General features: G+C 63.6%; 36 protein-coding genes. 20 read left to right on the top strand and 16 right to left on the bottom strand.

Annotated elements, in window-relative coordinates:
* The first annotated feature begins 9 nt into the window (after window positions 1-9).
* The 19 genes from H3V53_RS29665 to H3V53_RS29580 all read left to right on the top strand — a co-directional run bounded on the left by H3V53_RS29665 (window position 10) and on the right by H3V53_RS29580 (window position 13,781).
* Complete coding sequence (locus H3V53_RS29665) at window positions 10-531, top strand: hypothetical protein (protein ID WP_336600927.1); 522 nt, start codon at window positions 10-12, stop codon at window positions 529-531.
* A gap of 40 nt (window positions 532-571) precedes the next feature.
* On the top strand, window positions 572-1,528 hold the full coding sequence (locus H3V53_RS29660) for a phage major capsid protein (protein WP_015979609.1): 957 nt from the start codon (window positions 572-574) through the stop codon (window positions 1,526-1,528).
* A gap of 69 nt (window positions 1,529-1,597) precedes the next feature.
* Complete coding sequence (locus H3V53_RS43775; RefSeq protein WP_015979610.1) at window positions 1,598-1,753, top strand: DUF7302 family protein; 156 nt, start codon at window positions 1,598-1,600, stop codon at window positions 1,751-1,753.
* Window positions 1,754-1,756: 3 nt separating this feature from the next.
* Entirely contained in the window at window positions 1,757-2,131 is a 375-nt protein-coding gene (locus H3V53_RS29655) for a Gp19/Gp15/Gp42 family protein (RefSeq protein WP_154494663.1), read from the top strand.
* A complete protein-coding gene (locus tag H3V53_RS29650) occupies window positions 2,128-2,322 on the top strand; it encodes a hypothetical protein (protein ID WP_015979612.1) in 195 nt (64 codons plus the stop codon). The genes H3V53_RS29655 and H3V53_RS29650 overlap by 4 nt, the downstream gene beginning before the upstream one ends.
* Window positions 2,322-2,690, top strand: a complete 369-nt coding sequence (locus H3V53_RS29645) for a hypothetical protein (protein ID WP_336600926.1) — start codon at window positions 2,322-2,324, stop codon at window positions 2,688-2,690. The genes H3V53_RS29650 and H3V53_RS29645 overlap by 1 nt, the downstream gene beginning before the upstream one ends.
* Window positions 2,690-3,025 (top strand): DUF5403 family protein, encoded by a 336-nt coding sequence (locus H3V53_RS29640; RefSeq protein WP_015979614.1) that lies wholly within the window; start codon window positions 2,690-2,692, stop codon window positions 3,023-3,025. Before H3V53_RS29645 ends, H3V53_RS29640 begins: the two co-directional genes overlap by 1 nt.
* Window positions 3,026-3,034: 9 nt before the next feature.
* Complete coding sequence (locus H3V53_RS29635; protein ID WP_015979615.1) at window positions 3,035-3,454, top strand: hypothetical protein; 420 nt, start codon at window positions 3,035-3,037, stop codon at window positions 3,452-3,454.
* 15 nt (window positions 3,455-3,469) lie between these two features.
* A complete protein-coding gene (locus tag H3V53_RS29630; protein ID WP_336600925.1) occupies window positions 3,470-4,066 on the top strand; it encodes a phage tail tube protein in 597 nt (198 codons plus the stop codon).
* A gap of 113 nt (window positions 4,067-4,179) precedes the next feature.
* Window positions 4,180-4,584, top strand: coding sequence for a phage tail assembly protein (locus H3V53_RS29625; protein ID WP_015979617.1), 405 nt, complete (start codon window positions 4,180-4,182; stop codon window positions 4,582-4,584).
* A 32-nt stretch (window positions 4,585-4,616) separates the two neighbouring features.
* On the top strand, window positions 4,617-5,003 hold the full coding sequence (locus tag H3V53_RS29620; RefSeq protein WP_336600924.1) for a hypothetical protein: 387 nt from the start codon (window positions 4,617-4,619) through the stop codon (window positions 5,001-5,003).
* A complete protein-coding gene (locus H3V53_RS29615; protein ID WP_336600923.1) occupies window positions 4,993-7,506 on the top strand; it encodes a phage tail protein in 2,514 nt (837 codons plus the stop codon). Before H3V53_RS29620 ends, H3V53_RS29615 begins: the two co-directional genes overlap by 11 nt.
* 20 nt (window positions 7,507-7,526) lie before the next feature.
* On the top strand, window positions 7,527-8,447 hold the full coding sequence (locus H3V53_RS29610; RefSeq protein ID WP_336600922.1) for a hypothetical protein: 921 nt from the start codon (window positions 7,527-7,529) through the stop codon (window positions 8,445-8,447).
* A 63-nt stretch (window positions 8,448-8,510) separates the two neighbouring features.
* Window positions 8,511-10,325: a Gp37-like protein gene (locus H3V53_RS29605; RefSeq protein ID WP_336600921.1), complete on the top strand. Its 1,815-nt coding sequence runs from the start codon at window positions 8,511-8,513 to the stop codon at window positions 10,323-10,325.
* 16 nt (window positions 10,326-10,341) lie between these two features.
* Window positions 10,342-10,785, top strand: coding sequence for a phage gene 29 protein family protein (locus H3V53_RS29600; protein ID WP_015979622.1), 444 nt, complete (start codon window positions 10,342-10,344; stop codon window positions 10,783-10,785).
* A complete protein-coding gene (locus H3V53_RS29595) occupies window positions 10,782-11,048 on the top strand; it encodes a DUF2746 domain-containing protein (RefSeq protein ID WP_015979623.1) in 267 nt (88 codons plus the stop codon). The genes H3V53_RS29600 and H3V53_RS29595 overlap by 4 nt, the downstream gene beginning before the upstream one ends.
* Window positions 11,045-12,898, top strand: a complete 1,854-nt coding sequence (locus H3V53_RS29590; protein ID WP_336600920.1) for a DUF7257 domain-containing protein — start codon at window positions 11,045-11,047, stop codon at window positions 12,896-12,898. The genes H3V53_RS29595 and H3V53_RS29590 overlap by 4 nt, the downstream gene beginning before the upstream one ends.
* A complete protein-coding gene (locus H3V53_RS29585; protein WP_336600919.1) occupies window positions 12,898-13,569 on the top strand; it encodes a glycine-rich domain-containing protein in 672 nt (223 codons plus the stop codon). The genes H3V53_RS29590 and H3V53_RS29585 overlap by 1 nt, the downstream gene beginning before the upstream one ends.
* Before the next feature lie 8 nt (window positions 13,570-13,577).
* Window positions 13,578-13,781, top strand: coding sequence for a hypothetical protein (locus H3V53_RS29580; protein ID WP_015979626.1), 204 nt, complete (start codon window positions 13,578-13,580; stop codon window positions 13,779-13,781).
* 55 nt (window positions 13,782-13,836) lie between these two features.
* On the opposite strand, the gene H3V53_RS29575 is transcribed toward H3V53_RS29580, so the two are convergent.
* Window positions 13,837-14,961, bottom strand: coding sequence for a tyrosine-type recombinase/integrase (locus H3V53_RS29575; protein WP_473766666.1), 1,125 nt, complete (start codon window positions 14,959-14,961; stop codon window positions 13,837-13,839).
* A gap of 390 nt (window positions 14,962-15,351) precedes the next feature.
* Between H3V53_RS29575 and H3V53_RS29570 the strand changes: the two genes are divergently transcribed.
* Window positions 15,352-15,789, top strand: coding sequence for a DUF2637 domain-containing protein (locus tag H3V53_RS29570; RefSeq protein ID WP_015979627.1), 438 nt, complete (start codon window positions 15,352-15,354; stop codon window positions 15,787-15,789).
* A gap of 123 nt (window positions 15,790-15,912) precedes the next feature.
* Here H3V53_RS29570 and H3V53_RS29565 read toward each other — a convergent pair whose 3' ends face one another.
* The 15 genes from H3V53_RS29565 to H3V53_RS29495 all read right to left on the bottom strand — a co-directional run bounded on the left by H3V53_RS29565 (window position 15,913) and on the right by H3V53_RS29495 (window position 21,955).
* Entirely contained in the window at window positions 15,913-16,083 is a 171-nt protein-coding gene (locus H3V53_RS29565) for a helix-turn-helix domain-containing protein (protein WP_015979629.1), read from the bottom strand.
* Window positions 16,084-16,470 carry a deoxycytidylate deaminase gene (locus tag H3V53_RS29560; protein WP_015979630.1) on the bottom strand — a complete coding sequence of 129 codons (387 nt, stop codon included), beginning with the start codon at window positions 16,468-16,470 and terminating at the stop codon, window positions 16,084-16,086. It lies immediately after the preceding gene.
* Window positions 16,470-16,622: a hypothetical protein gene (locus tag H3V53_RS29555; RefSeq protein ID WP_015979631.1), complete on the bottom strand. Its 153-nt coding sequence runs from the start codon at window positions 16,620-16,622 to the stop codon at window positions 16,470-16,472. Before H3V53_RS29555 ends, H3V53_RS29560 begins: the two co-directional genes overlap by 1 nt.
* Window positions 16,619-17,005 carry a hypothetical protein gene (locus H3V53_RS29550; protein WP_015979632.1) on the bottom strand — a complete coding sequence of 129 codons (387 nt, stop codon included), beginning with the start codon at window positions 17,003-17,005 and terminating at the stop codon, window positions 16,619-16,621. Before H3V53_RS29550 ends, H3V53_RS29555 begins: the two co-directional genes overlap by 4 nt.
* Window positions 16,992-17,276, bottom strand: coding sequence for a hypothetical protein (locus H3V53_RS29545; protein WP_015979633.1), 285 nt, complete (start codon window positions 17,274-17,276; stop codon window positions 16,992-16,994). The genes H3V53_RS29550 and H3V53_RS29545 overlap by 14 nt, the downstream gene beginning before the upstream one ends.
* A complete protein-coding gene (locus H3V53_RS29540; RefSeq protein ID WP_015979634.1) occupies window positions 17,260-17,460 on the bottom strand; it encodes a hypothetical protein in 201 nt (66 codons plus the stop codon). The genes H3V53_RS29545 and H3V53_RS29540 overlap by 17 nt, the downstream gene beginning before the upstream one ends.
* Window positions 17,460-17,666 (bottom strand): hypothetical protein, encoded by a 207-nt coding sequence (locus H3V53_RS29535; protein WP_015979635.1) that lies wholly within the window; start codon window positions 17,664-17,666, stop codon window positions 17,460-17,462. Before H3V53_RS29535 ends, H3V53_RS29540 begins: the two co-directional genes overlap by 1 nt.
* Window positions 17,666-17,806 carry a hypothetical protein gene (locus tag H3V53_RS29530; protein WP_015979636.1) on the bottom strand — a complete coding sequence of 47 codons (141 nt, stop codon included), beginning with the start codon at window positions 17,804-17,806 and terminating at the stop codon, window positions 17,666-17,668. Before H3V53_RS29530 ends, H3V53_RS29535 begins: the two co-directional genes overlap by 1 nt.
* A 10-nt stretch (window positions 17,807-17,816) precedes the next feature.
* Entirely contained in the window at window positions 17,817-18,365 is a 549-nt protein-coding gene (locus H3V53_RS29525) for a DNA polymerase (protein WP_336600918.1), read from the bottom strand.
* Complete coding sequence (locus H3V53_RS29520) at window positions 18,365-19,639, bottom strand: DNA polymerase (RefSeq protein WP_336600917.1); 1,275 nt, start codon at window positions 19,637-19,639, stop codon at window positions 18,365-18,367. Before H3V53_RS29520 ends, H3V53_RS29525 begins: the two co-directional genes overlap by 1 nt.
* A gap of 7 nt (window positions 19,640-19,646) precedes the next feature.
* Window positions 19,647-19,982, bottom strand: coding sequence for a protein GP44 (locus H3V53_RS29515; protein WP_015979638.1), 336 nt, complete (start codon window positions 19,980-19,982; stop codon window positions 19,647-19,649).
* Window positions 19,982-20,392 carry a helix-turn-helix domain-containing protein gene (locus H3V53_RS29510; protein WP_015979639.1) on the bottom strand — a complete coding sequence of 137 codons (411 nt, stop codon included), beginning with the start codon at window positions 20,390-20,392 and terminating at the stop codon, window positions 19,982-19,984. Before H3V53_RS29510 ends, H3V53_RS29515 begins: the two co-directional genes overlap by 1 nt.
* Complete coding sequence (locus H3V53_RS29505; protein WP_229774536.1) at window positions 20,392-20,550, bottom strand: hypothetical protein; 159 nt, start codon at window positions 20,548-20,550, stop codon at window positions 20,392-20,394. The genes H3V53_RS29510 and H3V53_RS29505 overlap by 1 nt, the downstream gene beginning before the upstream one ends.
* Window positions 20,551-20,601: 51 nt before the next feature.
* Window positions 20,602-21,309 carry an FAD-dependent thymidylate synthase gene (thyX, locus tag H3V53_RS29500; protein WP_015979640.1) on the bottom strand — a complete coding sequence of 236 codons (708 nt, stop codon included), beginning with the start codon at window positions 21,307-21,309 and terminating at the stop codon, window positions 20,602-20,604.
* Window positions 21,310-21,376: 67 nt separating this feature from the next.
* Window positions 21,377-21,955 carry a hypothetical protein gene (locus tag H3V53_RS29495; RefSeq protein ID WP_336600916.1) on the bottom strand — a complete coding sequence of 193 codons (579 nt, stop codon included), beginning with the start codon at window positions 21,953-21,955 and terminating at the stop codon, window positions 21,377-21,379.

Below are 21,955 nucleotides of genomic sequence, written 5' to 3'. Positions count from 1 at the left end.
CGAAAACACATGTCCGACACCGCAACTACCGAAGGCACTCCGGCCGGCGACCCGACCCCGGTGGTCACTGACAAGCCGCTGGAACCGACTCCGAAGACCTACGACGAGGCATACGTCAAGGAGCTTCGCCAGGAGGCCGCTGCTGCTCGGGTTGCCAAGAAGGACGCAGTCGAAGCCGCAGTCAAGGCGGCGAACGACGCTCACACCGCTGAACTCGCTGCTCGCGACACTCGAATCACCGAGCTGGAGAACGAGCTGGGACAGGCTTGGATCCGGCTGCAGAAGCTGGAGACCTCGCTTGCCGCAAAGGTTCCCAGCGACAAGGTGCTCGCGTTCGTTGACATCTTGCAGGGCGAGGACGCCGACTCGATCGCCGAGTCCGCGAAGAAGAACCTCGAACTGATCGGCGGTTTCGACAAGAAGCCGGTTTCCGGTTTCGACCCCACCCAGGGCTTCGGTGGTCGGCAGGAACTGCCGCTCAACGGTGACCCGATCCTCAACGCCATGAAGGGCGTTCTCGGCATCAAGTGATGTCGAGCTGAAACCCATTCCTAGACAAGGAGATTAGCAGATGGCCGCAGGCACTGCTTTCGCAGTTGATCACGCTCAGATCGCCCAGACCGGCGATACCATGTTCAAGGGCTACCTGGAGCCCGAGCAGGCGAAGGACTACTTCGCCGAGGCCGAGAAGACCTCGATCGTCCAGCAGTTCGCCCAGAAGGTGCCGATGGGTACCACGGGCCAGAAGATCCCGCACTGGGTCGGCGACGTGAGTGCCCAGTGGATCGGTGAGGGTGACATGAAGCCCATCACCAAGGGCAACATGACTTCGCAGACCATCGCGCCCCACAAGATCGCGACGATCTTCGTGGCGTCTGCGGAGACCGTCCGTGCCAACCCCGCCAACTACCTGGGAACCATGCGTACCAAGGTGGCGACCGCCTTCGCGATGGCGTTCGACGGCGCGGCGATGCACGGCACCGACAGCCCGTTCCCGACCTACATCGGCCAGACCACCAAGGCCATCTCGATTGCTGACACCACCGGTGCCACGACCGTGTACGACCAGGTGGCCGTGAACGGCCTGAGCCTGCTGGTGAACGACGGCAAGAAGTGGACCCACACCCTTCTGGACGACATCACCGAGCCGATCCTGAACGGCGCGAAGGACCAGAACGGTCGCCCGCTGTTCATCGAGTCGACCTACGGTGAGGCCGCGAGCCCGTTCCGTTCGGGCCGGATCGTCGCCCGTCCGACCATCCTCAGCGACCACGTCGTGGAGGGCACCACGGTCGGCTTCATGGGTGACTTCTCCCAGCTCATCTGGGGCCAGATCGGCGGTCTGTCCTTCGACGTGACGGATCAGGCGACCCTGAACCTGGGCACCGTCGAGAGCCCGAACTTCGTCTCGCTGTGGCAGCACAACCTCGTCGCAGTCCGTGTCGAGGCTGAGTACGCGTTCCACTGCAACGACGCCGAGGCGTTCGTCGCTCTGACCAACGTGGTCAGCGGCGGCGGCGAGGGCTGAGCCTAACTTGACATCCACCGGGAGGGGGCCGTTCACGCGGCCCCTTCCTGGGGTGTCTGAGAGGACTTCATGCGGATCCAATCCACCGTCAACGGTGGGTTCGCGGAGGTCTCCGACGAGTACGCCCAGCGCCTGATCGCGGCTGGCGGTTGGAAGCGTCCTCGGAAGCCTCGCACCACCAAACCCAAACCCGCTCCGAAGCAGGAGCCTGCGACCGAGGAGTAACACATGGCCTACGCGACCGCTGACGACGTTGTGACGTTGTGGGCCAAGGAGCCTGAGCCAGAAGTCATGGCGCTGATCGAGCGCCGACTCGAACAGGTCGAGCGCATGATCCGGCGTCGGATCCCAGATCTGGACGCCAGGGTGTCTTCGGACATCTTCCGGGCCGATCTGATCGACATCGAGGCCGACGCGGTGCTGCGTCTGGTGCGTAACCCGGAGGGCTACCTCTCGGAGACCGACGGGGCGTACACCTACCAGCTCCAGGCTGATCTGTCTCAGGGCAAGCTCGTCATCCTTGGCGAAGAGTGGACGACCTTGGGAGTCAACCGACTCTCGCGCATGTCCACCATCGTCCCGAACATCGTGATGCCGACATGAGCGCCAGCGACGTTCAGCGGGCTCCGATCAAGTACCCGCCGGGGTTTCTCCTGGCGGTCACACCTGACCAAGTCGACGCCGCGATGTGCGACCACGAAGCGGATCCTCCGGTCTGCTACTGCGTCCACGACTGGCGCATCGAGTTCGGCAACGTCTCTCGCCAGCCCAAGCCGAAAGCGACGTACATCTGATGAGCCTCCTCGATACCGGAGCCCGGTACCAGCCGGTGCTCGTCTACCCCGAAGAGCTGGTCATCGACGCGGACGGGAACAAGAAGACCCAGCCGTCGAAGACCCCGATCCAAGCGATCGCACGCTTCCAGGTCGCCAACCAGTCCGGTACGTCGGCACGACGTGCTGAGCAGGACAACGAGGGGTTCACGACCGAGAAGGTCTACCGGATGCGGTTCCCTCGCTCCTTCACCAAGGAGCACGGGATCCTCGGCGCTCAGACCCAGATCGAGTGGAAGGGCCAGCGGTGGGCGCTCTTTGGAGACGCCACCGAGTACGACTCATCGCCCGCACTGGCGCGGGTCGACTACACGATCAAGAGGTTCTGATGGCGAAGGTCTACGCGAACGCGAACAAGGTCGCGGCCAGGCACGTCGATGTCCGCAAGCGGGTCAAGGAGGAGCGAGACGGCGTCACCCGCCGTGCTCGAACCAACCTGGCCAGAGCGAACAAGACGACCCGTATCACCAAAGAGGGGTACTTCCCGGCATCGATCGAAGAGGTCGACGGCGATGTGGACTTCCACACGGTCCTGCACGCGCCCAACGCGTTCGCCCTTGAGTTCGGCCACGCCCCGTCCGGGTTCTTCGCGGGCACCGACACGAAACCGCCTGACCCCGAATACATCCTGACCCGAGCCGCCATCGGCGGCACCGTCTCGTAAGGAGGACACATGGGGGCGATGCCCCGAGTACAAAGTGTGGTTGCTCCGATCCTCCGAGAAGACCCTCGACTCGCCGGGGTCACGATTGTGACCTGGGTTCCCGACATCGACTTCCGTGAGTTCCCGATGATCAACATCCGCCGCATCGGCGGGATCAGGAACGCCAACGCCCCGAAGCTGCACTCGCTGCCGGTGGTCGAGATGTCGGCGTACTCCACTGACGGGCTCATCGAATGCGAGGAGCTGTACGAGACAGCACTTGAGGTGCTGTACGACGCGGTGAAGAACGGAACACAAACTCCCGCAGGGTATTTGAGTTCGATCTTCGAAACGATGGGCGCCACCCAGTTCAGCTCCCTCTACCAGGACTCCTGGCGAATCCAGGGCCTGATCAGGCTCGGCGTCCGCACACCGAGATCCACCACCTAACCGAAAGGTAGCCACATGGCAGAAAACGACGATGCAGTTTTGACTGCTGCGGTCGGGTATGTGTACGTCGCCGAAGCAGGCACCGCTGCACCTACGCCGGCCGAACTGAAGACCATCGACCTGTCCGACCCGTCGACCTGGACTGGAGCCACCGGCTGGTCGAGCGTCGGCCACACCAGCCGAGGCACGCTCCCCGAGTTCGGCTTCGAGGGCGGCGATTCCGAGGTCAAGGGCTCCTGGCAGAAGAAGAAGCTCCGCGAGATCACCACCGAGGATCCGATCGACTACGTCGTGGTCCTGCTGCACCAGTTCGATGAGCAGTCGCTCGGCCTGTACTACGGCCCGAACGCCTCCACGACCCCCGGTGTGTTCGGTGTGAAGACCGGCCAGACCAACGAGAAGGCGGTCCTGGTCGTGATCGAAGACGGCGACATGCGCCTTAGCCACCACGCCCACAAGGCCGGTGTCCGTCGCGACGACGCGATCGAGCTGCCGATCGATGACCTTGCCGCACTGCCGGTTCGCTTCACCTACCTCGACCACGAAGACGAGCTTCCGTTCTCGTGGATCAACGAGGATCTGTTCGGCCTCTCGCCGGGCGGTGGAGCCTGACCCAAACTTGACAGCCACCAGGCTGTCTACCCCGGAGGGGGAGGTTTCCTTGGCGGGCCTTGCCTCCCCCTCCTCCCGCCATCTAGCCCGCCACACACTCTGAAAGGTTCGCCATGACAAACGTATTCACGATCGACGCATTCCGCGAAGAGGTCAAGAAGAAGTACGAGCCCGTCACGATCGGGATCTCCGAAGATGTGACCGTCGAGCTGAAGCCGCTGCTGAAGCTGGGCCAGAAGGCCCGCGAAGCCGTGGTCGAGGCCGTCAAGGAGGTCGAGGACATCCCCGACATTGACGAGGACGACGAGGAGGCCGAGGAGCTGGTGGACGAGTACTCGCTCCGCATTTGCGAGATCGTCGCCAAGGTCTTCCGGCTGATCGCCACGAAGCCCAAGAAGCTGATCGCCGCGCTGGACGAGGAAGAGGATCCCAGGATCCGGGCCGAGCTGTACGCGACCGTACTGCGGACCTGGATGGTGGAGACGCAACTGGGGGAAGCCGCGCCCTCGCCGAGCTGATCGACAAGTTCGGCGGGGCGATTCTCTCTGACTTGTCCGAGTACCACGGGGTCGACCTGCGCGATCTGTTCAGAGATGAAGATCCGCTGTCCCCCAGGTACGTCCTGAATCTGGTGATTCACCTCCCGAAGACAGGCGCGTTCTACGCGGAGCGTCGAGGTGGTCAGCAGTACCGAGGTTGGGATGAGGACCGGTACGCGCTCGCGGACATCTACGACGCAGTCCAGGCGGGCAACCACATCCTCCTGATGGCCAACCGGGATCCGAAGAAGCCAAAGCCGAAGGCACCCAAGGCATACCCGCGTCCCGACGACTTTGAGAAGACAACGCCGAAGCCAGGTTCGTTCGCCGCGATGGTAGTGGCCGCGAAGAAGGCTGCGCGAGAGAAGAGGGAAAGGGAGGAGGCGAATGCCGAATAGTGCTGGCGTAGAGGTCGCACGGATCTCCGTCAAGGTCAGCCCCAACACCAAAGAGTTCCGTCGTGAGCTGAAGACCGATCTGGAGAAGATCGAGCGGGAGCTGTCGGCCGACGTTCCGGTCAACGCCGACCTGAACGCGGCCCAGGCCAAGGCCGACTTCAAGCGGCTGATGATGCAGCTCAAGACCGAGGCTGCCCGAGGTGTCAACATCCCCGTCGATGTCAACGTCGACAAGGACACCAAGGGCGGCTTCCTGAGCCGCCTGCTCGGCGGTAAGAAGGGACTGAGCAGTCTTGGTGATGACGCCGCGAAGGCGTCGTCTCAGGTTCAGCACCTGGACAAGTCGTTCCTGGGTCTGACCCGCACAGCGTGGATCGGCGTCGGGATCGTCGCCATCGCCGCGCCGCTTGTCGGCTTGGTGGCTGGCCTACTGGCTGGCCTGCCGTCGCTGCTGTCAGCGTTCGGCGCTGGAGCCGGTGTGGTCGCACTCGGCATGGACGGCATCAAGGCGGCAGCCGAGACCATGATGCCCGCGCTGGAAGCGGCCAAGACCACCGTCTCCTCGACGTTCCAGACTGGCCTCACCCCGGTCTTCCAGCAGCTCGGTGGGTTGCTGACGACCCTCACCCCGAACTTGCAGAACGTCGCCACCGGCATAGTGAACATCGCCAAGGGCTTCACCGACGTGGTGTCGCAGGGTCCGGGGCTCCAGCAGCTCCAGAACATCCTCGACCGCACTGGCGAGTTCTTCACCGGGCTCGGGCCGGTCATCTCGACCGGCACGCAGGCGTTCCTGACGTTGTCCAACGCAGGAGCCAACGCGTTCGGACATCTCCTCGCTCCTCTGCAGGAGTTCGCCAACGGTTTCAACGACATGGTCAACCGCGTCACGTCCAACGGCGTGTTCGACGGTGCCATGCAAGGGCTTTCGCAGACCCTAGGCAGCATCCTGAACCTGTTCAACCGGCTCATGGAGTCCGGTCTGCAGGCGATGGGTCAGCTCGGTGGTCCGCTGTCGACGCTCGTCAACGGGATCGGTGATCTGTTCATCGCGCTGATGCCCGCGCTGACTTCGGTGTCGAGCTTGCTCGGCAACGTCCTCGGGACTCTGGGCACTCAGCTCGCTCCGATCATCACGGCGCTGACGCCAGCGTTCACCACGCTGGCCGACACCCTCGGCACGATGCTGACGGGCGCTCTGCAGGCTCTGGGGCCTGTGCTGACCGTGGTCGCTGAGACCCTCGGCACTGCGCTTACCACTGCGCTGCAGGCGATTCAGCCGATGCTGCCCACGCTGGTGGACAGCTTCAAGCAGCTCTCCGAAACGCTGGTCACCTCGCTCGGCCCGTACCTGCCCCAGATCGGGGAAGCGTTCGGCCAGATCGTAGGTGCGGTCATTCAGTTGGCCCCGACGATCATCTCGTCGCTGATCCCAGCGTTCCAGACGCTGATCCCCGCGATCGCACAGCTCGCTCCGTCGCTGGTTCAGATCGTCCAGGCGTTCACCAAGCTGATGCCGGTCATCGTGCCGGTGGTCCAGATCGTCATCAACCTGGCTGCGGCCGTGGTGCAGGCTGGCGCGTCCATCGCGTCGTTCCTGATCGGTGGCATCTCCCGGCTGGTTGGCGTCCTGGCAGACTGCGTCGGCGCAGTCGCCGAGTGGGTCGGCTCCTGGTCCAGCGGTGTGCAGCAGGTCTCCGACTTCGTCGGACAGCTCCCCGGCAAGATCAAGAGCTGGTTCGATGACGCAGGCTCCTGGCTGATCGAGGCGGGCAAGAACGTCGTCCAGGGTCTGATCAACGGCATCGGTTCGATGATCAGCTCTGCGGTGAGCAAGGCCAAGGAACTGGCCAGCAGCGTGAAGAACGCTGTGACCGGCTTCCTCGGGATCCACTCTCCGTCAAGGGTGTTCGCTGAGATCGGTCAGTTCACGGCCGAGGGCTTCGGCAACGGCTTCGAGGAAGGGTTCCAGCCCGTCATCGAGAAGGCCAAGGCCCTGGCGGCTGAGCTGTCTCAGGCGATGGAGTCTGGCGTGGACCCCTCCGGGATCCTCGCTGGTATCAGCACCAAGGAATTGAAGCAGTACTCGGCTGCGCTGGAGCAGGAGCGCAAGCGGATCCAGGTCGAGAAGAACGCAATTCCCAAGGAGGACAAGGCCGGCCGTGCGGCGCTGCAGGCGCAGCTCGACCAGATCAAGGCGCAGAAGGACATCCTCGCGTACCAGAGGGACCGCATCAAGAACGAGGAGGACTACGTCGGCGCAGCGGGCGATGACCCGCTCGTGAAGGCGGCTTCCGGCTTGATGAACGCACCGGTCGACTTCGCGAAAGCGACTGGGAAGCAGTTCCTTACGGACCTGGGTATCTCCGGGGACGGTGCGATCTCCAAGGCCATCACCGAGGGGATTCAGTACATCTTCCAGATCGGCTCTGTCGATGAGGCGCTGTCGATCAAGGACCGCGAGGAATCCAAGAACGCGCTGTCGGTCGTGGGCCGAGCTTGACATCCACCAGGAGGTAACCATTGATCACCGACACCATCGTTGAACTCGAAGGTGTCAACGGTGAGCGCTTCAACTTGACGACCGGTGACCAGGGCGTGTTCCTGGCCACAGACGTGGAGGGTTGTTTCTACGACCCTCCCGTCAAGGTCGTCTACGAAGAGCCGGGGAACTACCCCGGTGCTCGCTACCTGGGACACCGAGTTCTGAAGCGCGACATCGTCTTCGGGGTTCAGATCCTCAACGACGCGAAGCAGGGACCACGGTCCTGGCTGTCGCGAGACTCCGTGTGGCGTAAGGCATGGGCGTTCAACCGCGTCTGCAAGCTCTACGTCACCACCCCGGACTCCGGTACCCGGTACCTGTACCTGGCGCTGTTCGAGTCCCCCAAGGTCGAGATGAAGACCGACCCGCGTGGCAACACCATCAACCTGACGGTGATGTCGTGCATCTCGTACGACCCGTTCTGGTACGAGGACGACCGAGTGTTCTCGGTCAAGACCAAGACCGATACCAGGTTCGACCCGAACTTCTGGACACCGCCGTGGCCGTGGGAGGAACTGCCCAAGGAGACGCTGCGGATCAAGGTCGGCCGCGAGCAGGGCGGGCTCAACCCCACCGACCAGTACATCGCACCGAAGTGGACCGTTCCCGGCTCCACCGAGAAGATCCCTGACTTCCCCTGGCCGTTCCCGCCGGGAGTCGAGATCCCGTGGGAGACCGCTCCGTTCACGCAGTTCGTCATCCCGGACTACTCGTTCGAGGACGAGGAGTTCGCCAACCGCCGGCTCAAGACGCCGGGGTTGATCTACGGCGAGAACTGCATCATCGACACCGACCGACGCGAGGAGCAGATCAGCTCCGAGTCGGGCTCCCCGGTGTGGGCGCGGATGAACGGTGTCCGGTTCCGCAACATGATCCCCCCCGTACACAGAGGAGCGTGAGTTCGTCATAGACGCATCGGGATGCGCTCCGGGACAAGTGGTTACCCTTCGGCTCCCGAGGCCGTGGTCGCGCTGCTGGGGTCTCGAATGAGTGGCCTGACGAGCGTTGCCCAGGCTGAAGATCTCTGGCGGAAGATCCAACTGCGGCGCTGCAAGCGCGAGCAGGAGCGACTGAAGCCACCGGACGTAGAGCTGCGCGACGGCGACTTCCGTCTGCGCGGCCTCGTCGCGGGTGAGCGACTGCTGGAGTGGGAGTTCATCGAGAACGAGACCGGCGTAGCCACGCTGCAGCTCTCGCTGAGCCACTACCTGGCCAAGTGGGTGATGAACCACCGGGGTCGAGCAAAGCGCAACGTCATCCTCAACGTCGAGAAGCAAGGCGCTCGATGGAGCGGGATGATGGACCACTACCGGGTGGTCAAGGAGGACTCCGGGGACTGCTACCTGGAGATCGTGTTTTTGCACGACTTCGAGCAGACCAAGCACATCCGTGTCTGGTGCAACCCGTTCCTGCGCCCTGAGCTGCAGTTCCCCAAGATCTGGATCATCTTCGGGCCGGCCAAGTGGTGCTTGCTGGTCACGCTGTTCGTGAACCTGCTGCGACTGGAAACGTCCCTGTGGACGATCCCCGACGATCCGACGGACATCTGGGAGTGGATGGGGCCGAGCTTCAACCCCAGCAAATGGCGGAACATTGTCAAGCCGTTCCCCTTCCTGCTGGACAACTCGCCCATCACGATGGTGTTCAGCCGGTTCGGGACGTTCTACGACACGGCGAAGCAGATCCTTGAGGACCACCAGCTCACGCTGACGTGTCGCCGGTACATCAAGGACCGCGACCCGCACCCGTTCGATGACCTGAAGGGTCTGTGGGGCATCGACCCCGTCGAAGATCTGTTGCAGCTCATCCCACTTCGGGATGGCTGCGTGGTCTGGGACATCGAGGACAACTCTGGCTGGGGCACCGAGACCGCCTTCGGCGGCTCCTGGCTCACCGGGTTCGTCCGGGCGGTCGTCAACCTGGCTGGAGACGGCCAGGTCGAAGGGGTCGACGTATTCACGGGTGACTACACGTTCCCCGGCGAGTACTACTCCCCGTGGTTCCTGGGCACCAGCCCGAGGGCTCCGCACGTCGTGTTCGAAGAGGGGCCACTGACCGGGATCAAGTCGTCGGAGTTCTCGTACTACGAGGCAACCGACACCAGCTTCCTGGCCGGTGGACAGTCCGCTCCGGGCATCAACGAGGGGATCTCGGCCCTGGTGAACATCGGTGGCGATCTGCTGACCTCGTTCATCAACAGCCAGCTCGCCGTGCTCGGCGCGGTCGGTGGCGCGATCGACCTGCCCCCGCTGGGCGGTCTGATGGATGCGGTCCTGAACCCGCTCTACTCCGACGTGTTCGGCGCGTTCATGGAAGTCCCGACGCTGCGTGCGATGGGTATCTCGCTTCCCATTGCGGGGCTTGAGGACATCGTCACCGGCCTGGGCGACTTCCACTACTACGAGAACATGGTGGACAGCCCGATGAAGGCGTTCACCCTCTCGGCGTTCGCGGCCATCGCAGCCCAGATCCACAAGACCCGAGCCCGAACGGCTCACACGCTCAAGGTGTCTGACGCGGCACCGTACATCTTCGCACCAAAGCCCTACGGGCACTGCTGGATCGGAGATCGCGTCGGCACATCGGTGCTCGGCTACCCGGTCGAGCATCAGTTGTTCGTGGAGCGGATCCGAAAGGTCAAGTACCGCATCGACAAAGACGGCATGAAGCCGTTGGAGATCGAGATCGGATACCGCGAACCGAAGAACCCAGCTCTGCACATCCTCGAAGAGATCAAGCGTTTCAACGGCGCTATGGGACAAGCGGGGATTCTCTAACCGAAAGGCACGCCGCATGATTCCGTCACAAGAGACTCACAATCCGAACGACCCGCGACAGCACGTCGTCTGGGCGCTCCGCAATCTCCCGTTGATTGCAGGCGTCGGGGCGATCACGCATCCGGCGTACCTGGCGGATTGGTCAGAGCACTTGTGGAAGTGCGGCTTTCGGCATGTCGACTGGCTCCGGGAGCTGGCTGATGAGGACGGCAACATCCACGTCAGTCAGCTTCCTGACCAGCAGATCAAGTTCCAGCCGGCCTTCCGAGGCCAGCGGCACGACATGAACAACGCAGCGAGGTGGGCCGAGAAGGACGCTCCCGACCCAGAACCCGTGCGTATCCCAGACATTCGCAAGCTCACAGACCAGGAGAACCGAGCGATGCTCGCACAGTACGAACGAGACGGGTGGATCAAGAACGACCGCCCCGGCCCAGCGATGGCCGAGGTCGTGGAGTGACGGAGCTATTCAACCCCGATAACCCTTGGGAGACAGCACTTTTGTTCTTCGCCGTGTTCTGTTCGGTACTGCCTGCGTTGCTTCCGTTCTGGTTCAAGATCAAGAAGATCGACAGCCAGGTATCGAACTCGCACGACGAGAACCTCCGCGACGAGATCACCCGAGGGTTCAAAGAGGTCCGCGAGGACATCCGACTTCTACATGAGGCGCTGAACATCGAGCGCCGCGAACGCATCGCTGGTGACGAAAAGAGGTGCGCTTGACATTCCCAACCAACCCACTCGAAGCGATCGGAGCTGACGGCGCATTCGAGATCGGCGGCGGTGATTTCAGCTTCGGCCAGGACTACACCGAGCAGATCATTCGGTCGCTGTTCACGATGCCGCCTGTCCGACTCGACAACGCGATCACCCTCCTCCGCGAGCACCTGCTGAAGCTGCCTCTGGAGGCGCTGCAGGGGTTCAAGGAGATGATCCCGGACTGGGCCGAAGGCGCGTTCGACACCGTTACCGGTGCTGTCGATGCGATCATGGACGCGCTCAGCGAAGGTCCGCTGTTCCTGAAGCTCGCAGAGTTCCAGGTGTTCCTCCAGCGGCTGCTGACCGAACCCGGAGAGGTCATCGGGGAGATCCCCCAGGCTCTGGTCAACGGTCTGACGAGCGCCCTGGAGACCGTGAACAACACGATCCAGACCATCGTGGACATGCTGCTGCAGGCCCTCGGCATCGACCCCAAGGGCGACCTGCTTGACCGGATCTTCGACCTCAGCGACGAGATCGAGTGGCTGCAGGACACCGCGAGCCAGGTAGCCTCCGGGCTCCAGCAGACGTGGAACCACTTCTGGTCGGCCCTGACCGGGCGCAGCCCGGGCGAGGACCAGACCGTCGTTGAGCCGGCCGAGCAGCTCGGTGAGCTGGCCGGTACGACTCAGTCGAACTCGTCTGCCATCGCCGAGCTGCAGGCTCGCCTGGACGCACAGGACCACACCGACATCGCTGGCGGGGATGACTTCGAGCGAGTCAACACCACGGCGGTCGGCCCCGGCTGGGCCGAGTTCTATACCGGCGGCGGCTACGGATCGGGCAGAGGCTACTACGCGATCAAGGACGGCCATCAGGCCGAGTGGACCGACCAGGGAGCCACACAGAACACCGCACGGTTCGTCCGTACGGACCCGGCCGACGAGAAGACGGTCACCGACTACCAGAAGATGACGCTCGTCGTCGGCACCATCCCCGGTGAGGCTGCAGGCCCCTTCCGGGGCGGCTCACACATCCGGTTGTGGCTGCGCGTCAACGACAACGCGCCTACGGTCGGCATCACCGACGGGGTCTATGTCGAGGTCGGTGGCGCGAACCTCGCGCAGTTGGGCTACCGGCGTAGCGGCTCTGACCACTTCGTCGGCTCGGCGTTCAACTGCTCCTGGGGAGCCGGGACCATCTTCACGTTGGTCGCTGGCACGGTCGACGGCATCGAGAAGGTCGAGTTCTACAAGAACGGCTCTCGACTGGCCCTGTGGTCCGACGACGGGCTCCTGTCGGCTATCGGCGCTGGCTTCCGGCGCTGGGGCTGGGAAGGCCAGGCCCGTAACCGCAACCTCGGCCAGGGCACCCCGAGTTCGGTCACCCGCGTCACGATCAACGACAACGACCCCAGCGGTCTCGGTGGCGGCTCGGTCCACCTCGAAACCGGCGTCGTCGGCATCCTGCAGATCCCCAACGGCGGCACAGGTGCTACCAGCGCGGCCGAAGCCCGCGCCAACCTCGGTGCCGAGGCGGCTATCCCGGCAGGGACCGTCGCGCAGTACTGGCGCGGCGACAAGACGTGGCAGCCGCTGAATAAGGTCGCTGTAGGGCTCCACCTGGTCGACAACACGTCGGATGCCCAGAAGATGTCGGCTCCCGCCGTGCTGACGAACAAGACGATCTCCGGGGCTGACAACACGCTCACCGACATCCCAGTGGCAGCACTGGGTCTCGGAGCCGTGAACGCAGTGCGGGTAATCGCGGGCGTTCCGATACCGAACTCTGTGACGATCTGGATCGGGACTGAGGCCCAGTTCCAAGCTCTCCCAACGAAAGACGCCAACACCCTGTACTTCAGGACGGCGTAATGGCGGGGATCTCGTCAGGGCTCGAAGGCATTCGGGCCATCTCGTGGAACACCGTCCCCATCCTGAAGGTCAGCCTCGGCAACGACCAGGTGTGGCCAGCGTTCGACCCGGTGCTGACTCCGGTCACGGCGGTCGGCGCGTACACCTACAACATCCCGGCACAGGCCGAGTTCATCGACGTGATTCTCCTCGGAGCTGGCGGTGGTGGACAAGGCATGGGCTCCGCCACTGCGTGGGGCCAAGGCGGCTTCGGCGGTTCCTGGGTGACGGCCACGCTCAGGCGTGGCGTCGACATCCCGTGGGCGGTCACACAGATCACTGGCGTCATCGGCGCTGGTGGTACCGCAGGGCCTGGTTACATCTTCGGACAGACCGGCGCGGGCGGCAAAGGGGGCGACACCACAGCCACCTTCTCGGGCGGTGGCACGCTCATCGCTGCCGGTGGTGCTGGAGGCAATTCGAGGAACCTGGACTTCGGAGGTAAGTCCCCGAATCCTGCCGACATGGTGTACCGAGACCGGACCTACGACGGCGGCGCTGGGCAGCTCACCCCAAGTGGTATCGGGTACGCACCTGGTGGCGGCGGCGCAGCCGCAACGGTCTCAGTGGGTATCACCGGTTTGGCCGGTGGTCCCGGTGCCCGTGGCCAGGCGTGGTTCCTGGCGTACTAAGGAGGACGATGGAGTACGACTACGCCCTCCGGTACGAGGGCCAACAGACACCCGATGGTCCGTGGGTGGAGGTCATAGTTCCCGCAGCCAGCCTCGCAGAGGCTCGGGCCGGGTACGAGGCGAGCCTGCCGACGATGATCGACAACCCCAGCATCCGCAATCTGCAGATCGTCTACACGCCCAAGATCCAATGGACCGTGTGGACTGAGTGACAAGAAACCCCCCTCTTGAGGCTGTATGGCCTTGGGAGGGGGGGCTTTTTGCGTTTCAGGGGGTAATCCCTGCCAGCTCCGACATTCGCCTCGCTATCTCCTCGTCACGGGCTGCTGAGGCCATCTGGTACTTCATCGCCATGCGCGGAGTCGTGTGCCCGAGGCGCACCATCAGCTCCTTGGTCGTCGCACCGGCCTGAGCCGCCAGCGTGGCTCCCACGGCCCGGAGGTCGTGGATGCGGAGGTCCGGTCGACCGATCTTGGCGTAGCCCTTCTTCAGCGAGCGAGTGAACGCAGACTTCGACAGCCGCTGCCCCCGCGTGGTGGTCACCAGGAGAGCTTCCGGCCCCTTGTTCATCTTCGTCCGGTCAGCCATGTGCTCGCGGATCATCGCCGCGACGTGAGGCGGCACGGTCACCGGCCGCTTGGACCTGACGGTCTTGGTGTTGCCGACGACGATCTTCTCGCCGACGCGGGCCGCGCCCCGGCGCACGCGGAGCTTCATCGTCTCGCCGTCATCCACGATGTCCTTGCGGCGGATCTCGATCAGCTCACCGAACCGCAGGCTGGTCCACGCCAGGATGTAGACGGCCACGCGGTAGTGCTCGAACACCTCCCCGGCCACTACGTCCAGCTCCTCCGGTGTGAGGGCTTCCACGTCGCGCTCAGCGGGTGCCTTCTGCTCGATCCGGCACGGGTTCTCCGACACCAGCTTGTCCTCTACAGCGGTATTCATGACCGCCCGGAGTACGTTGTAGGCGTGCCGCCGTGCCGTCGGGTACTGCTTACCCATCCCGGCCCACCACGCCCGGACAAGGGCGGGGGTCATCTCGGCGACCGGGGTGTCGCCCAACACCGGGTAGATCCGCTTGCGAGCGTGCGTGCTGTAGAGATCCTTGGTGCCGCCAGCGAGGTCTCGCTCGGCGATCCACTTCTTGGTGTACTCCTCGACCGTGATGGCACTCGCCGCAGCCTTCTTCTCGCGCTCGGCCGGCGGGGTCCACTCCTCGTTGTCGATCAGCCGCTTCTCAGACGCGAGCCACGCTTCGGCGTCCATCCGGTTGTCGTAGTTCCTCGGCCCGAAGTACCGCTGCCCGTCGATCGGGCTGACGTACGACGCTTGCACTCGACCGCTGCGCTGGGTCCGCAGCGATCCCCATCCTCTCCGTCTTGCTGCCATGCGAAACAGGCTACCGGAATGCGACCTTATTGCGACCTTCAGACGTCTTTGCGTGTCCGTGAACAGGCATTTTTGTCCACTTCAAGGTCGCACAGGGTCAGAGCTAAAAACAGGGTCTGAGCTGGGAGAATGTGACACGCCGACCCCCTTACTTCCAAACTAGCTACGCGGGTTCGATTCCCGTCGCCCGCTCCACAGGTCAGAGGTGGTTTTTAGCCCGAGGACCGGATCCCCGAGAGGGGGCCGCGACCTTAGAGCGACACTAATGACCTGCATTTATGCTGCCCGGATACAGCGACACATCTGCTACCTTCGACCTCCGACAGACGAAGAAAGCCCCCCGCCTGCTGCAACAGACGAGGGGCGGTACACCAGATCGGAGCTGGTGCAGTGAAGATTCTCTCACGTGACAAGGTCGCACTTAAGGTCGCAACGGCCGGAACCGTCGCCGTCGGCGGTCTGGCCTTCAGCCTCAGTTTCACCGCGCTGAGCGAGCTGTCAGCGGCCAACGGAGTGGCTCAGTCGTGGATGGTCCCGCTCGTTATCGACGGAGGCATCCTCGTCGCGACGATGGCGACCGTGGCCCTGAGCCGACACGGTTGGTACGCCTGGGCGCTGCTGATCCTCTCGTCGCTGATGTCGGTCGCGGGCAACGTGGCCCACGCCCAGCCTCACGGGCTCATCGCGATGGTGATCGCGGCGATTCCGCCGTTGTGGCTCCTCGCATCGACGCATCTGACGGTCCTCCTCTACCGGGAGGCCCAGGAAAGTGGCTCAGAATCGATCTCAGAGCCTCTTCTGACCAGGGGTTTTGCCGAAGCAGCTTGACTGCGCCCGACCGGGCATAAAGTACATAGACAGACTATGTATTTAGGAGGCACAAAAAAAGGGCTCCAGAAGGGCCAGCACGAAGCCAGCCCCTCCAGAGCCCAGAGGGTGCTACCGGGTAGCTCACTTACCGATGGGGCGCATCAGCGCCTCGACGGAGTCACGTTCGACGCGGATCAGCCTGGGGCCGAGCCGCACGGCCTTGAGCCGGCCGTCGGCGATGTAGCGGCGCACCGTCTTGGTGCTCACGCCGAGGAAGTCGGCGGTCTGTTGGATGGATGCTCTCTGCGGCATTCAGCTCTCCTTGGGGTAGACGACGCGCTCGATCCCGGATGCAGCGATCAGGTTCGAGCAGGCGTAGCAGGGCTCTCGGGTGACGTAGAGGGTCGCTCCGATGAGGTCTTCGCGGTCGCAGTAGAGCAGTGCGTTTGCCTCAGCGTGGACAGCCACGCATCGAGTTGCTCCGCTGCTGTAGTCACTGACTCCAGGAACCGCCCCAGAGAGTCGGCGAGGGCACGTACTGCATCCTGCAGCTCCCGCAGGCGCTCCGTTGTAGCCAGTTCCGCGAACTCGTCGGTCCTTGACGACGACTGCACCAACCTTGCTCCTTTCACAGTCCGATCGCTGGGCCGCTGCCGTGGCGATCCCGAGGAAGTACTCGTCCCAGTCCGGTCGACTCATCAGAAGAAGATCGGCACGTTGACGCCGCCCCCGGCGGGCACGAAGATCACGCCGTTCGGGCCGGTGTAACCGGGTGCGGAGCCGCCACCGTCACAGGCCGTGAGGCCCAGGGCGAAAGCGACGACGAGCAGCAGGACTGCGATGGTCTTCATGAGGTCTCCTTGTCGAGTTGTCGTTCCAGTTCGAGGATTTGGGCCTTGAGCCCTTGGTTCTCCAGCAGCGCCTCGGCGAGCTGGCCTTGTGCGATGTCGTTGGCCTCGTCCTTGCGGACGGCCTCGTCGGTAGCGTCGTGCAGTCGACGGATCAGGTCCGGGAGGGCTCCGTGGAGACCCGCGACGAAGTCCGCGTCCTGCTCCCGGTGGAATGAGCCGAGCCACAGCTTGCTGCCGTCGGTCTGGTCGACAGCGAAGACCTGCCACTGCAGGTGCTCGTCACCGTCGAACTCGACCACCCAGTAGCGGGATTTGGCCTCCGTGGTGTGCGACCACTGCTGGTACAGCACGTCGAAGAACTCGTGGTCCTCAGCCTCGTACATCGAACTCCTTCATGATTCGGTCGAACGCTCGCTGCTGCACGCGCATCTCCAGGGCAACCGTCCGCTTCAGCCACGCCCACTCGCCGTCGTGGTTGATCTCCCACTGGCTCTTGAACGCCACATCCTCGACAAGGAAATCGACTGTCAGCGTGTGGATTCCGGTGTTGCTCACCTGGAAGGTGATGCCCTCCTCGGCGATGTACCAGGGCAGCTCCTGGCCGTCGAAGAAGACGGCCCGGTCTGTCACCACGACATCAGGAAAATGGTGCATCGTTGATGTACCCCTCCTTGGTGAGGGCCTCGAACACCTGGTCCACGACCTGGTTGACGTGGCCCCCGAACCAGACCGGAGCCATGTGCTCGAACGCAGAGAACGACTTGTGGGTCAGCACCTTGCCGTCGGGAGTCCGAACACGAAACTCGAACTCCCAGTTGACCTTTACGTCGTCGGCCATCAGCGCCGACCCAGGTACGGGATGATGTTGGCCCGGAACTCGAAGTAGAAGCCGGGAGGCCGACCTTCGGGGACATCGGCGGTGTAGACGCCGATCTCGTCTCCCTCGATCGTGCCTAGCTGGCTGAGCTTGTGGATCGCCAGACCCATCAGCTCCTCGGTGAGCTTCCCGTTCGGTGCGGGCAGCACTACGTTGGCTTGTGCCATCAGTTCTTCTCCTTCAGTAGTTCTGCGATTGCGATGAGCGCGTTCAACTGCGCCACCTTCAGCTCGAAGTCCGCGTCGAAGGTCATCCGACGGCGACGAGCCACCCTCTTGGCTTCTTCCAGGTAGTTGGTGTCTGTCAAGTTGCCCTCCTCAGTAATCAGCGCCGTAGAGCGAGCCCCACGAACGCTTTCCAACTTCGGGGTCGGTGCCGATCAGCACCGGACCCATCTCCTCGGCCATCAGTCGAGCGATCTCGCGAGCGCCCCAGTTGGCCTTCTCAGCGGGCAGAGACGCGACGATCTCGTCGTGGATGGGCAGACGTAGGTACGGGGTGAATCCGGCTTCGTGGAGGCGAATCAGCGCCTTGCAGGTCACATCCCGAGACGTGGACTGGATCTGGTAGTTCAGCGCCGAGTACGTCCGAGAGCGGTCCACCGGCAGCCGCCGGCCCATCGGGTTGATGATGTACCCGTTGCGCTTCGCCTCGTTGGCGAGCTTGCGGCTGTACCGCGTCACTCCGGGATACGCCTTGTCGAACCCGTCCACGACCTGCTTCGCGGTCTCGATCGAGATCCCAGTCTGCTCGGCCACCGTGTTGGCCCCACCGCCGTAGACCCGGCCGAAGTTCACCGTCTTGGCATACTTCCGCTCCGGGTCGTCCTTGGTGATGTGGTCCCCGAAGGCAGCGCGAGCTGTCATCAGTGGAGGTCCGCACCGTCCTTGAACGCCTGGATCATCGTCCGGTCGCCCGAGAGCGCGGCCAGGACGCGAAGCTCCTGCGCCTGGTAGTCGATCGAGGCCATGACGTGACCGGGGTCAGCGAGGAAGCACCGACGCACCGTCCAGTCGGACGCGGGCAGCGTCTGCGCCGGGATGCCAGTGATCGACATGCGCGAGGTCCGCGCCTGCAGCGGGTTGACGAACGTGTGGCACCGGTCCTCGGAGTCCCGAGTGTCCAGGAACGTCTGGACCCACGACGTGCGCCACTTCCCGAGCTTCTTGGCCTCCTGGACCATCTCGGCCAGGTGAGCTTTCTCGCCTCCCGCAGCGATCATGTCCGCGTAGAACCCCTTGTCCACCTTCCGCTTACCGGAGTCGGTGAACGCGGTGAACTTGTGTCCCAGCTCCTCGAACGCCTCCGCGACATCCTCGGTCGCGTTGACCTTCTCGATCCCGTACTCGTTGAGGAGCACGGCCTCCCAGACCTGCTGCTCCCCCAGCCACTTGTCGGCAAGCTGCTGCGAGTACTCCACGTCGAGCAGGAACCCGCGCCGGTCGATGTAGCTGCAGATCTCGGAGATCTTGTGCTCGTACGGCACCAACGGCCGGCTCACGTCGGGCACCAGCGGTGCCAGCGCACTGCAGATCCGGGCCGTGAAGACCGTGTCCATCCCCGCGTACGTCAGGTACTCCGGGTGGTACAGGTCGATGGTCGACCAGATCTTGGCCTTGGTCGTCTTGTGCTCCTTGGCCAGCTTGGCCATGAGCCCCTTGACGTTCTCAGCCTGCTCCTTCGAGATGAACTCCGCGATCAGCTCCTCCAGCGAGTGGCCGAACCCACCGGCCCCGAAAGGCCGGGGGTCCACCAGCTTCGCCAGGATCTGCGTATCCAGGATCTTAGGCCAGAGCGACTCCATCTTGATCCCGAAGCACCGGTCGAGCACCTGGAGGTCGTACGAGGCGTTCTGCATCACGATCTTGTTCAGCACGTCGAGCGCCTCATGCACCTCCTCCCGCCCCAGCATCTCCAGATCCTCGATGGGCAGCACCCAGGATTCGGTCTGAGTACCGAACTGGACTAGGCGGCAACGGAAGTCGGCGCTGTAGATGTCCAGCCCGGTGGTTTCGGTGTCGACGGCGAGGCAGTTCTGATGAGCCCGGATGAAGTCGCGGAAGCCGTCCAGATCCTCTGGGTGTTCAACGACGTTGATGGTGACGAGGTCTCCTTGGACCTCATGCCGCAGCTCGATCATGCTTCTCCTAGTACGGGTTCCGTTCGACCGAGGCCGACGAATGAACGCGAGTGACTGTGTCCCTGTGGACGATTGGGCCGACGACCTCCTTCTTGGCCGTGCCGTCAGCGACGAACCGGGCAGCCAGCAGGTTGTGCTGCCAGGTCGTCAGGAGTCCGATCTCGCCACCGAAGTTGATCGTGGCGTTGTCGGTGCCGCCCGTGTACCGGACGGTGTTCTCTTCGACATCGGCGACCTCCTTCATCAGGTCAATCGCCATGCGCCGCAGGCCAACAGCCTGCACATCGATCGGTAGCGCCTCATCACGCGGCAGCGCGATCACTACCTGGATCCGATCGGCCATCAGTGGTAGATCCCCCGGACGGTGCGCGAGATGGTGGCGGGGTTCACGCCGTAGTTGTCGGCGAGATCCTTCTGCTTCATGCCACCCCGGTACGCCTCCCGGATGTCCCGGACCTCACGCTCGGTGAGCTTCTGGCGGTTCGGCCGGTTCGGGCCGACCGGAGCCAAGCTGCCTTTGACGAACGCTTCACCGAAGGTCCGCCTCGCGGTGTCGAGCTGACTCCGCAGATCGGCGTTCTCCGACCGCAGGTTCTGGTTCACAGCCACCTGGCGGTTGACCGCAGTGACCAACCGACCGTTCGCGGCGGTCAGGTCTTCGTTCTTCTGGATCTCCTGCGCCAGTTCAACCTTGGCGACCCCGAGGTCTCGGGCGAGCTTGGTGTTCGCTTCTCTCAGGTGCTTCTTCCGCATCAGCGGCCTCCCTCTCGACGGAACCGCTCGGTCTCCTCGGCGGTCATGTAGTAGAAGTCGAGGACGAAGTCCCAGTTGATGGTTCGGGACGTGCCGTCTTCGAACGCGATGATCAGGACACCCTCTTGGGTGTCGAGGATCGGCTCGCCGTTGAGCACCTTGGTAGCGGCCGTTGGCGAGGTTGACGATGGTTGCTCGTTGCGACATGCTCAGCCTCCGTAGCTGTAGGGTTCGGTGGGGATGTCCTGGTAGGTGTTGGGAGCGATCTCCCGGAGCTGCCGAAGCAATTCCCCTGCCAGTTCCCGGATTTCGGCATCCGCGGCCTCATGCCAGCGGTTCTTGATGACGTACCGCCACGCCCGGTGGTTGCCCGTGACGACCATCGGCGAGTTGGTCATGTTCGGCAGAACGGCCCGAGCCGCTTCACGCGCCTTCTTCCGGGGGAATCCGGCATCGCTGAAGATGTGGACGAGGTACTCGTACGCCTCCTGGGCGAACGACTGAACGTCCAGCAGGACTTCCTTGGCCTTGTCGGCGTCGGAGCCCGACAGCTCCGTAAACGCCGGGGGCACATGGATTCCCAGCTCCGTGGGATCGACGTACCGCTGCGACACCACCGAGAAGCTCAGGTGCCTGTGACGCTCCAGTTCGGTCAGGACCGACCGGCTGGCCTCGATGTAGAACGTCGCGCTGGAATGCTCCAGCACCGACTCATGGCCCACGTCGAGGATGTGGTTGAGGTAGTCGACGTTCTCCCGCGTCTTGGGGTTCGGTCGGTCGAAGCTGAGGTAGCAGTTCCGGCCAGCGAACTCCGCGAGTTCGTCTGCCGACGTGACGGTTTCGTCATCACCGACGTAGTCGGTGCCTGCCCAGCTCGGGTCTTCGAGGATCGTGGATGCGATCAGTTGGACTTTCATACTCTCCGCTCAGAGTTGTGAGGGGGCCAGTCGTCGTTGCTGGCCCCCGGTGGCTGTCAAGCGTGGATCAGCCGTTTTTCTTGCTGGGGTACTGCGCGGGGCACTGCTCGTTGCGAGGAGCGGTGCAGGAGAACAGCGCGTAGGTGTTCCCCGCCTTGGAGACACCGGACTTGAACTCCATCTTGCCGTGCTTGCAGAACCGCTCTTCGCCGCCAGGGGCTTCCTGCGCCTGCTGCGGAGCCCGAGACTGGCGCTGCTGGCCACCGCCGCCGCTACCGCCGCCACCGGAGTTCGGCTTGCTGCCGCCACCCAGGTTGGCGAAGTGATCGGCCATCTTGGTCACCCGGTCCATCAGGGCGAACCACTTCTGGCCCTGGCCCAGCTTGGCAACCTCGTCGGGATCAACGCCCAGGTCGACCAGAGCCTCCGTGACGCTGGCGTACTTCGGCACCAGCCACGGCGCGGAGTAGCTGCCGTCACCCTTGAACGTGATCGACAACGCGTCGGCCGGCGCAGGCCGCACCTCCACGGTCTGGGTCTGCTGGGCAGGGGGATCCCAGGGCGACTCAGTCGGCGTCTGCTGCTGCGCTTCTTCAGCAGGAGCGGTGTCGACCGGCGCGCTGGCGAACGGGTCTTCGTAGGACAA

The sequence above is a fragment of the Paraburkholderia bengalensis genome (assembly GCF_037126505.1).
Taxonomy (GTDB): Bacteria; Pseudomonadota; Gammaproteobacteria; order Burkholderiales; family Burkholderiaceae; genus Paraburkholderia; species Paraburkholderia bengalensis.
This window is presented reverse-complemented; position numbering and strand designations above follow the sequence as displayed.

Bases quoted from the DNA above. Each gene is read 5' to 3' on its own strand.
- H3V53_RS29665 (WP_336600927.1), top strand. From the start codon at position 10: ATGTCCGACACCGCAACTACCGAAGGCACTCCGGCCGGCGACCCGACC.
- H3V53_RS29660 (WP_015979609.1), top strand. From the start codon at position 572: ATGGCCGCAGGCACTGCTTTCGCAGTTGATCACGCTCAGATCGCCCAG.
- H3V53_RS43775 (WP_015979610.1), top strand. From the start codon at position 1,598: ATGCGGATCCAATCCACCGTCAACGGTGGGTTCGCGGAGGTCTCCGAC.
- H3V53_RS29655 (WP_154494663.1), top strand. From the start codon at position 1,757: ATGGCCTACGCGACCGCTGACGACGTTGTGACGTTGTGGGCCAAGGAG.
- H3V53_RS29650 (WP_015979612.1), top strand. From the start codon at position 2,128: ATGAGCGCCAGCGACGTTCAGCGGGCTCCGATCAAGTACCCGCCGGGG.
- H3V53_RS29645 (WP_336600926.1), top strand. From the start codon at position 2,322: ATGAGCCTCCTCGATACCGGAGCCCGGTACCAGCCGGTGCTCGTCTAC.
- H3V53_RS29640 (WP_015979614.1), top strand. From the start codon at position 2,690: ATGGCGAAGGTCTACGCGAACGCGAACAAGGTCGCGGCCAGGCACGTC.
- H3V53_RS29635 (WP_015979615.1), top strand. From the start codon at position 3,035: ATGGGGGCGATGCCCCGAGTACAAAGTGTGGTTGCTCCGATCCTCCGA.
- H3V53_RS29630 (WP_336600925.1), top strand. From the start codon at position 3,470: ATGGCAGAAAACGACGATGCAGTTTTGACTGCTGCGGTCGGGTATGTG.
- H3V53_RS29625 (WP_015979617.1), top strand. From the start codon at position 4,180: ATGACAAACGTATTCACGATCGACGCATTCCGCGAAGAGGTCAAGAAG.
- H3V53_RS29615 (WP_336600923.1), top strand. From the start codon at position 4,993: ATGCCGAATAGTGCTGGCGTAGAGGTCGCACGGATCTCCGTCAAGGTC.
- H3V53_RS29600 (WP_015979622.1), top strand. From the start codon at position 10,342: ATGATTCCGTCACAAGAGACTCACAATCCGAACGACCCGCGACAGCAC.
- H3V53_RS29585 (WP_336600919.1), top strand. From the start codon at position 12,898: ATGGCGGGGATCTCGTCAGGGCTCGAAGGCATTCGGGCCATCTCGTGG.
- H3V53_RS29580 (WP_015979626.1), top strand. From the start codon at position 13,578: ATGGAGTACGACTACGCCCTCCGGTACGAGGGCCAACAGACACCCGAT.
- H3V53_RS29575 (WP_473766666.1), bottom strand. From the start codon at position 14,961: ATGGCAGCAAGACGGAGAGGATGGGGATCGCTGCGGACCCAGCGCAGC.
- H3V53_RS29565 (WP_015979629.1), bottom strand. From the start codon at position 16,083: ATGCCGCAGAGAGCATCCATCCAACAGACCGCCGACTTCCTCGGCGTG.
- H3V53_RS29560 (WP_015979630.1), bottom strand. From the start codon at position 16,470: ATGAGTCGACCGGACTGGGACGAGTACTTCCTCGGGATCGCCACGGCA.
- H3V53_RS29555 (WP_015979631.1), bottom strand. From the start codon at position 16,622: ATGAAGACCATCGCAGTCCTGCTGCTCGTCGTCGCTTTCGCCCTGGGC.
- H3V53_RS29550 (WP_015979632.1), bottom strand. From the start codon at position 17,005: ATGTACGAGGCTGAGGACCACGAGTTCTTCGACGTGCTGTACCAGCAG.
- H3V53_RS29545 (WP_015979633.1), bottom strand. From the start codon at position 17,276: ATGCACCATTTTCCTGATGTCGTGGTGACAGACCGGGCCGTCTTCTTC.
- H3V53_RS29540 (WP_015979634.1), bottom strand. From the start codon at position 17,460: ATGGCCGACGACGTAAAGGTCAACTGGGAGTTCGAGTTTCGTGTTCGG.
- H3V53_RS29535 (WP_015979635.1), bottom strand. From the start codon at position 17,666: ATGGCACAAGCCAACGTAGTGCTGCCCGCACCGAACGGGAAGCTCACC.
- H3V53_RS29525 (WP_336600918.1), bottom strand. From the start codon at position 18,365: ATGACAGCTCGCGCTGCCTTCGGGGACCACATCACCAAGGACGACCCG.
- H3V53_RS29520 (WP_336600917.1), bottom strand. From the start codon at position 19,639: ATGATCGAGCTGCGGCATGAGGTCCAAGGAGACCTCGTCACCATCAAC.
- H3V53_RS29515 (WP_015979638.1), bottom strand. From the start codon at position 19,982: ATGGCCGATCGGATCCAGGTAGTGATCGCGCTGCCGCGTGATGAGGCG.
- H3V53_RS29510 (WP_015979639.1), bottom strand. From the start codon at position 20,392: ATGCGGAAGAAGCACCTGAGAGAAGCGAACACCAAGCTCGCCCGAGAC.
- thyX (WP_015979640.1), bottom strand. From the start codon at position 21,309: ATGAAAGTCCAACTGATCGCATCCACGATCCTCGAAGACCCGAGCTGG.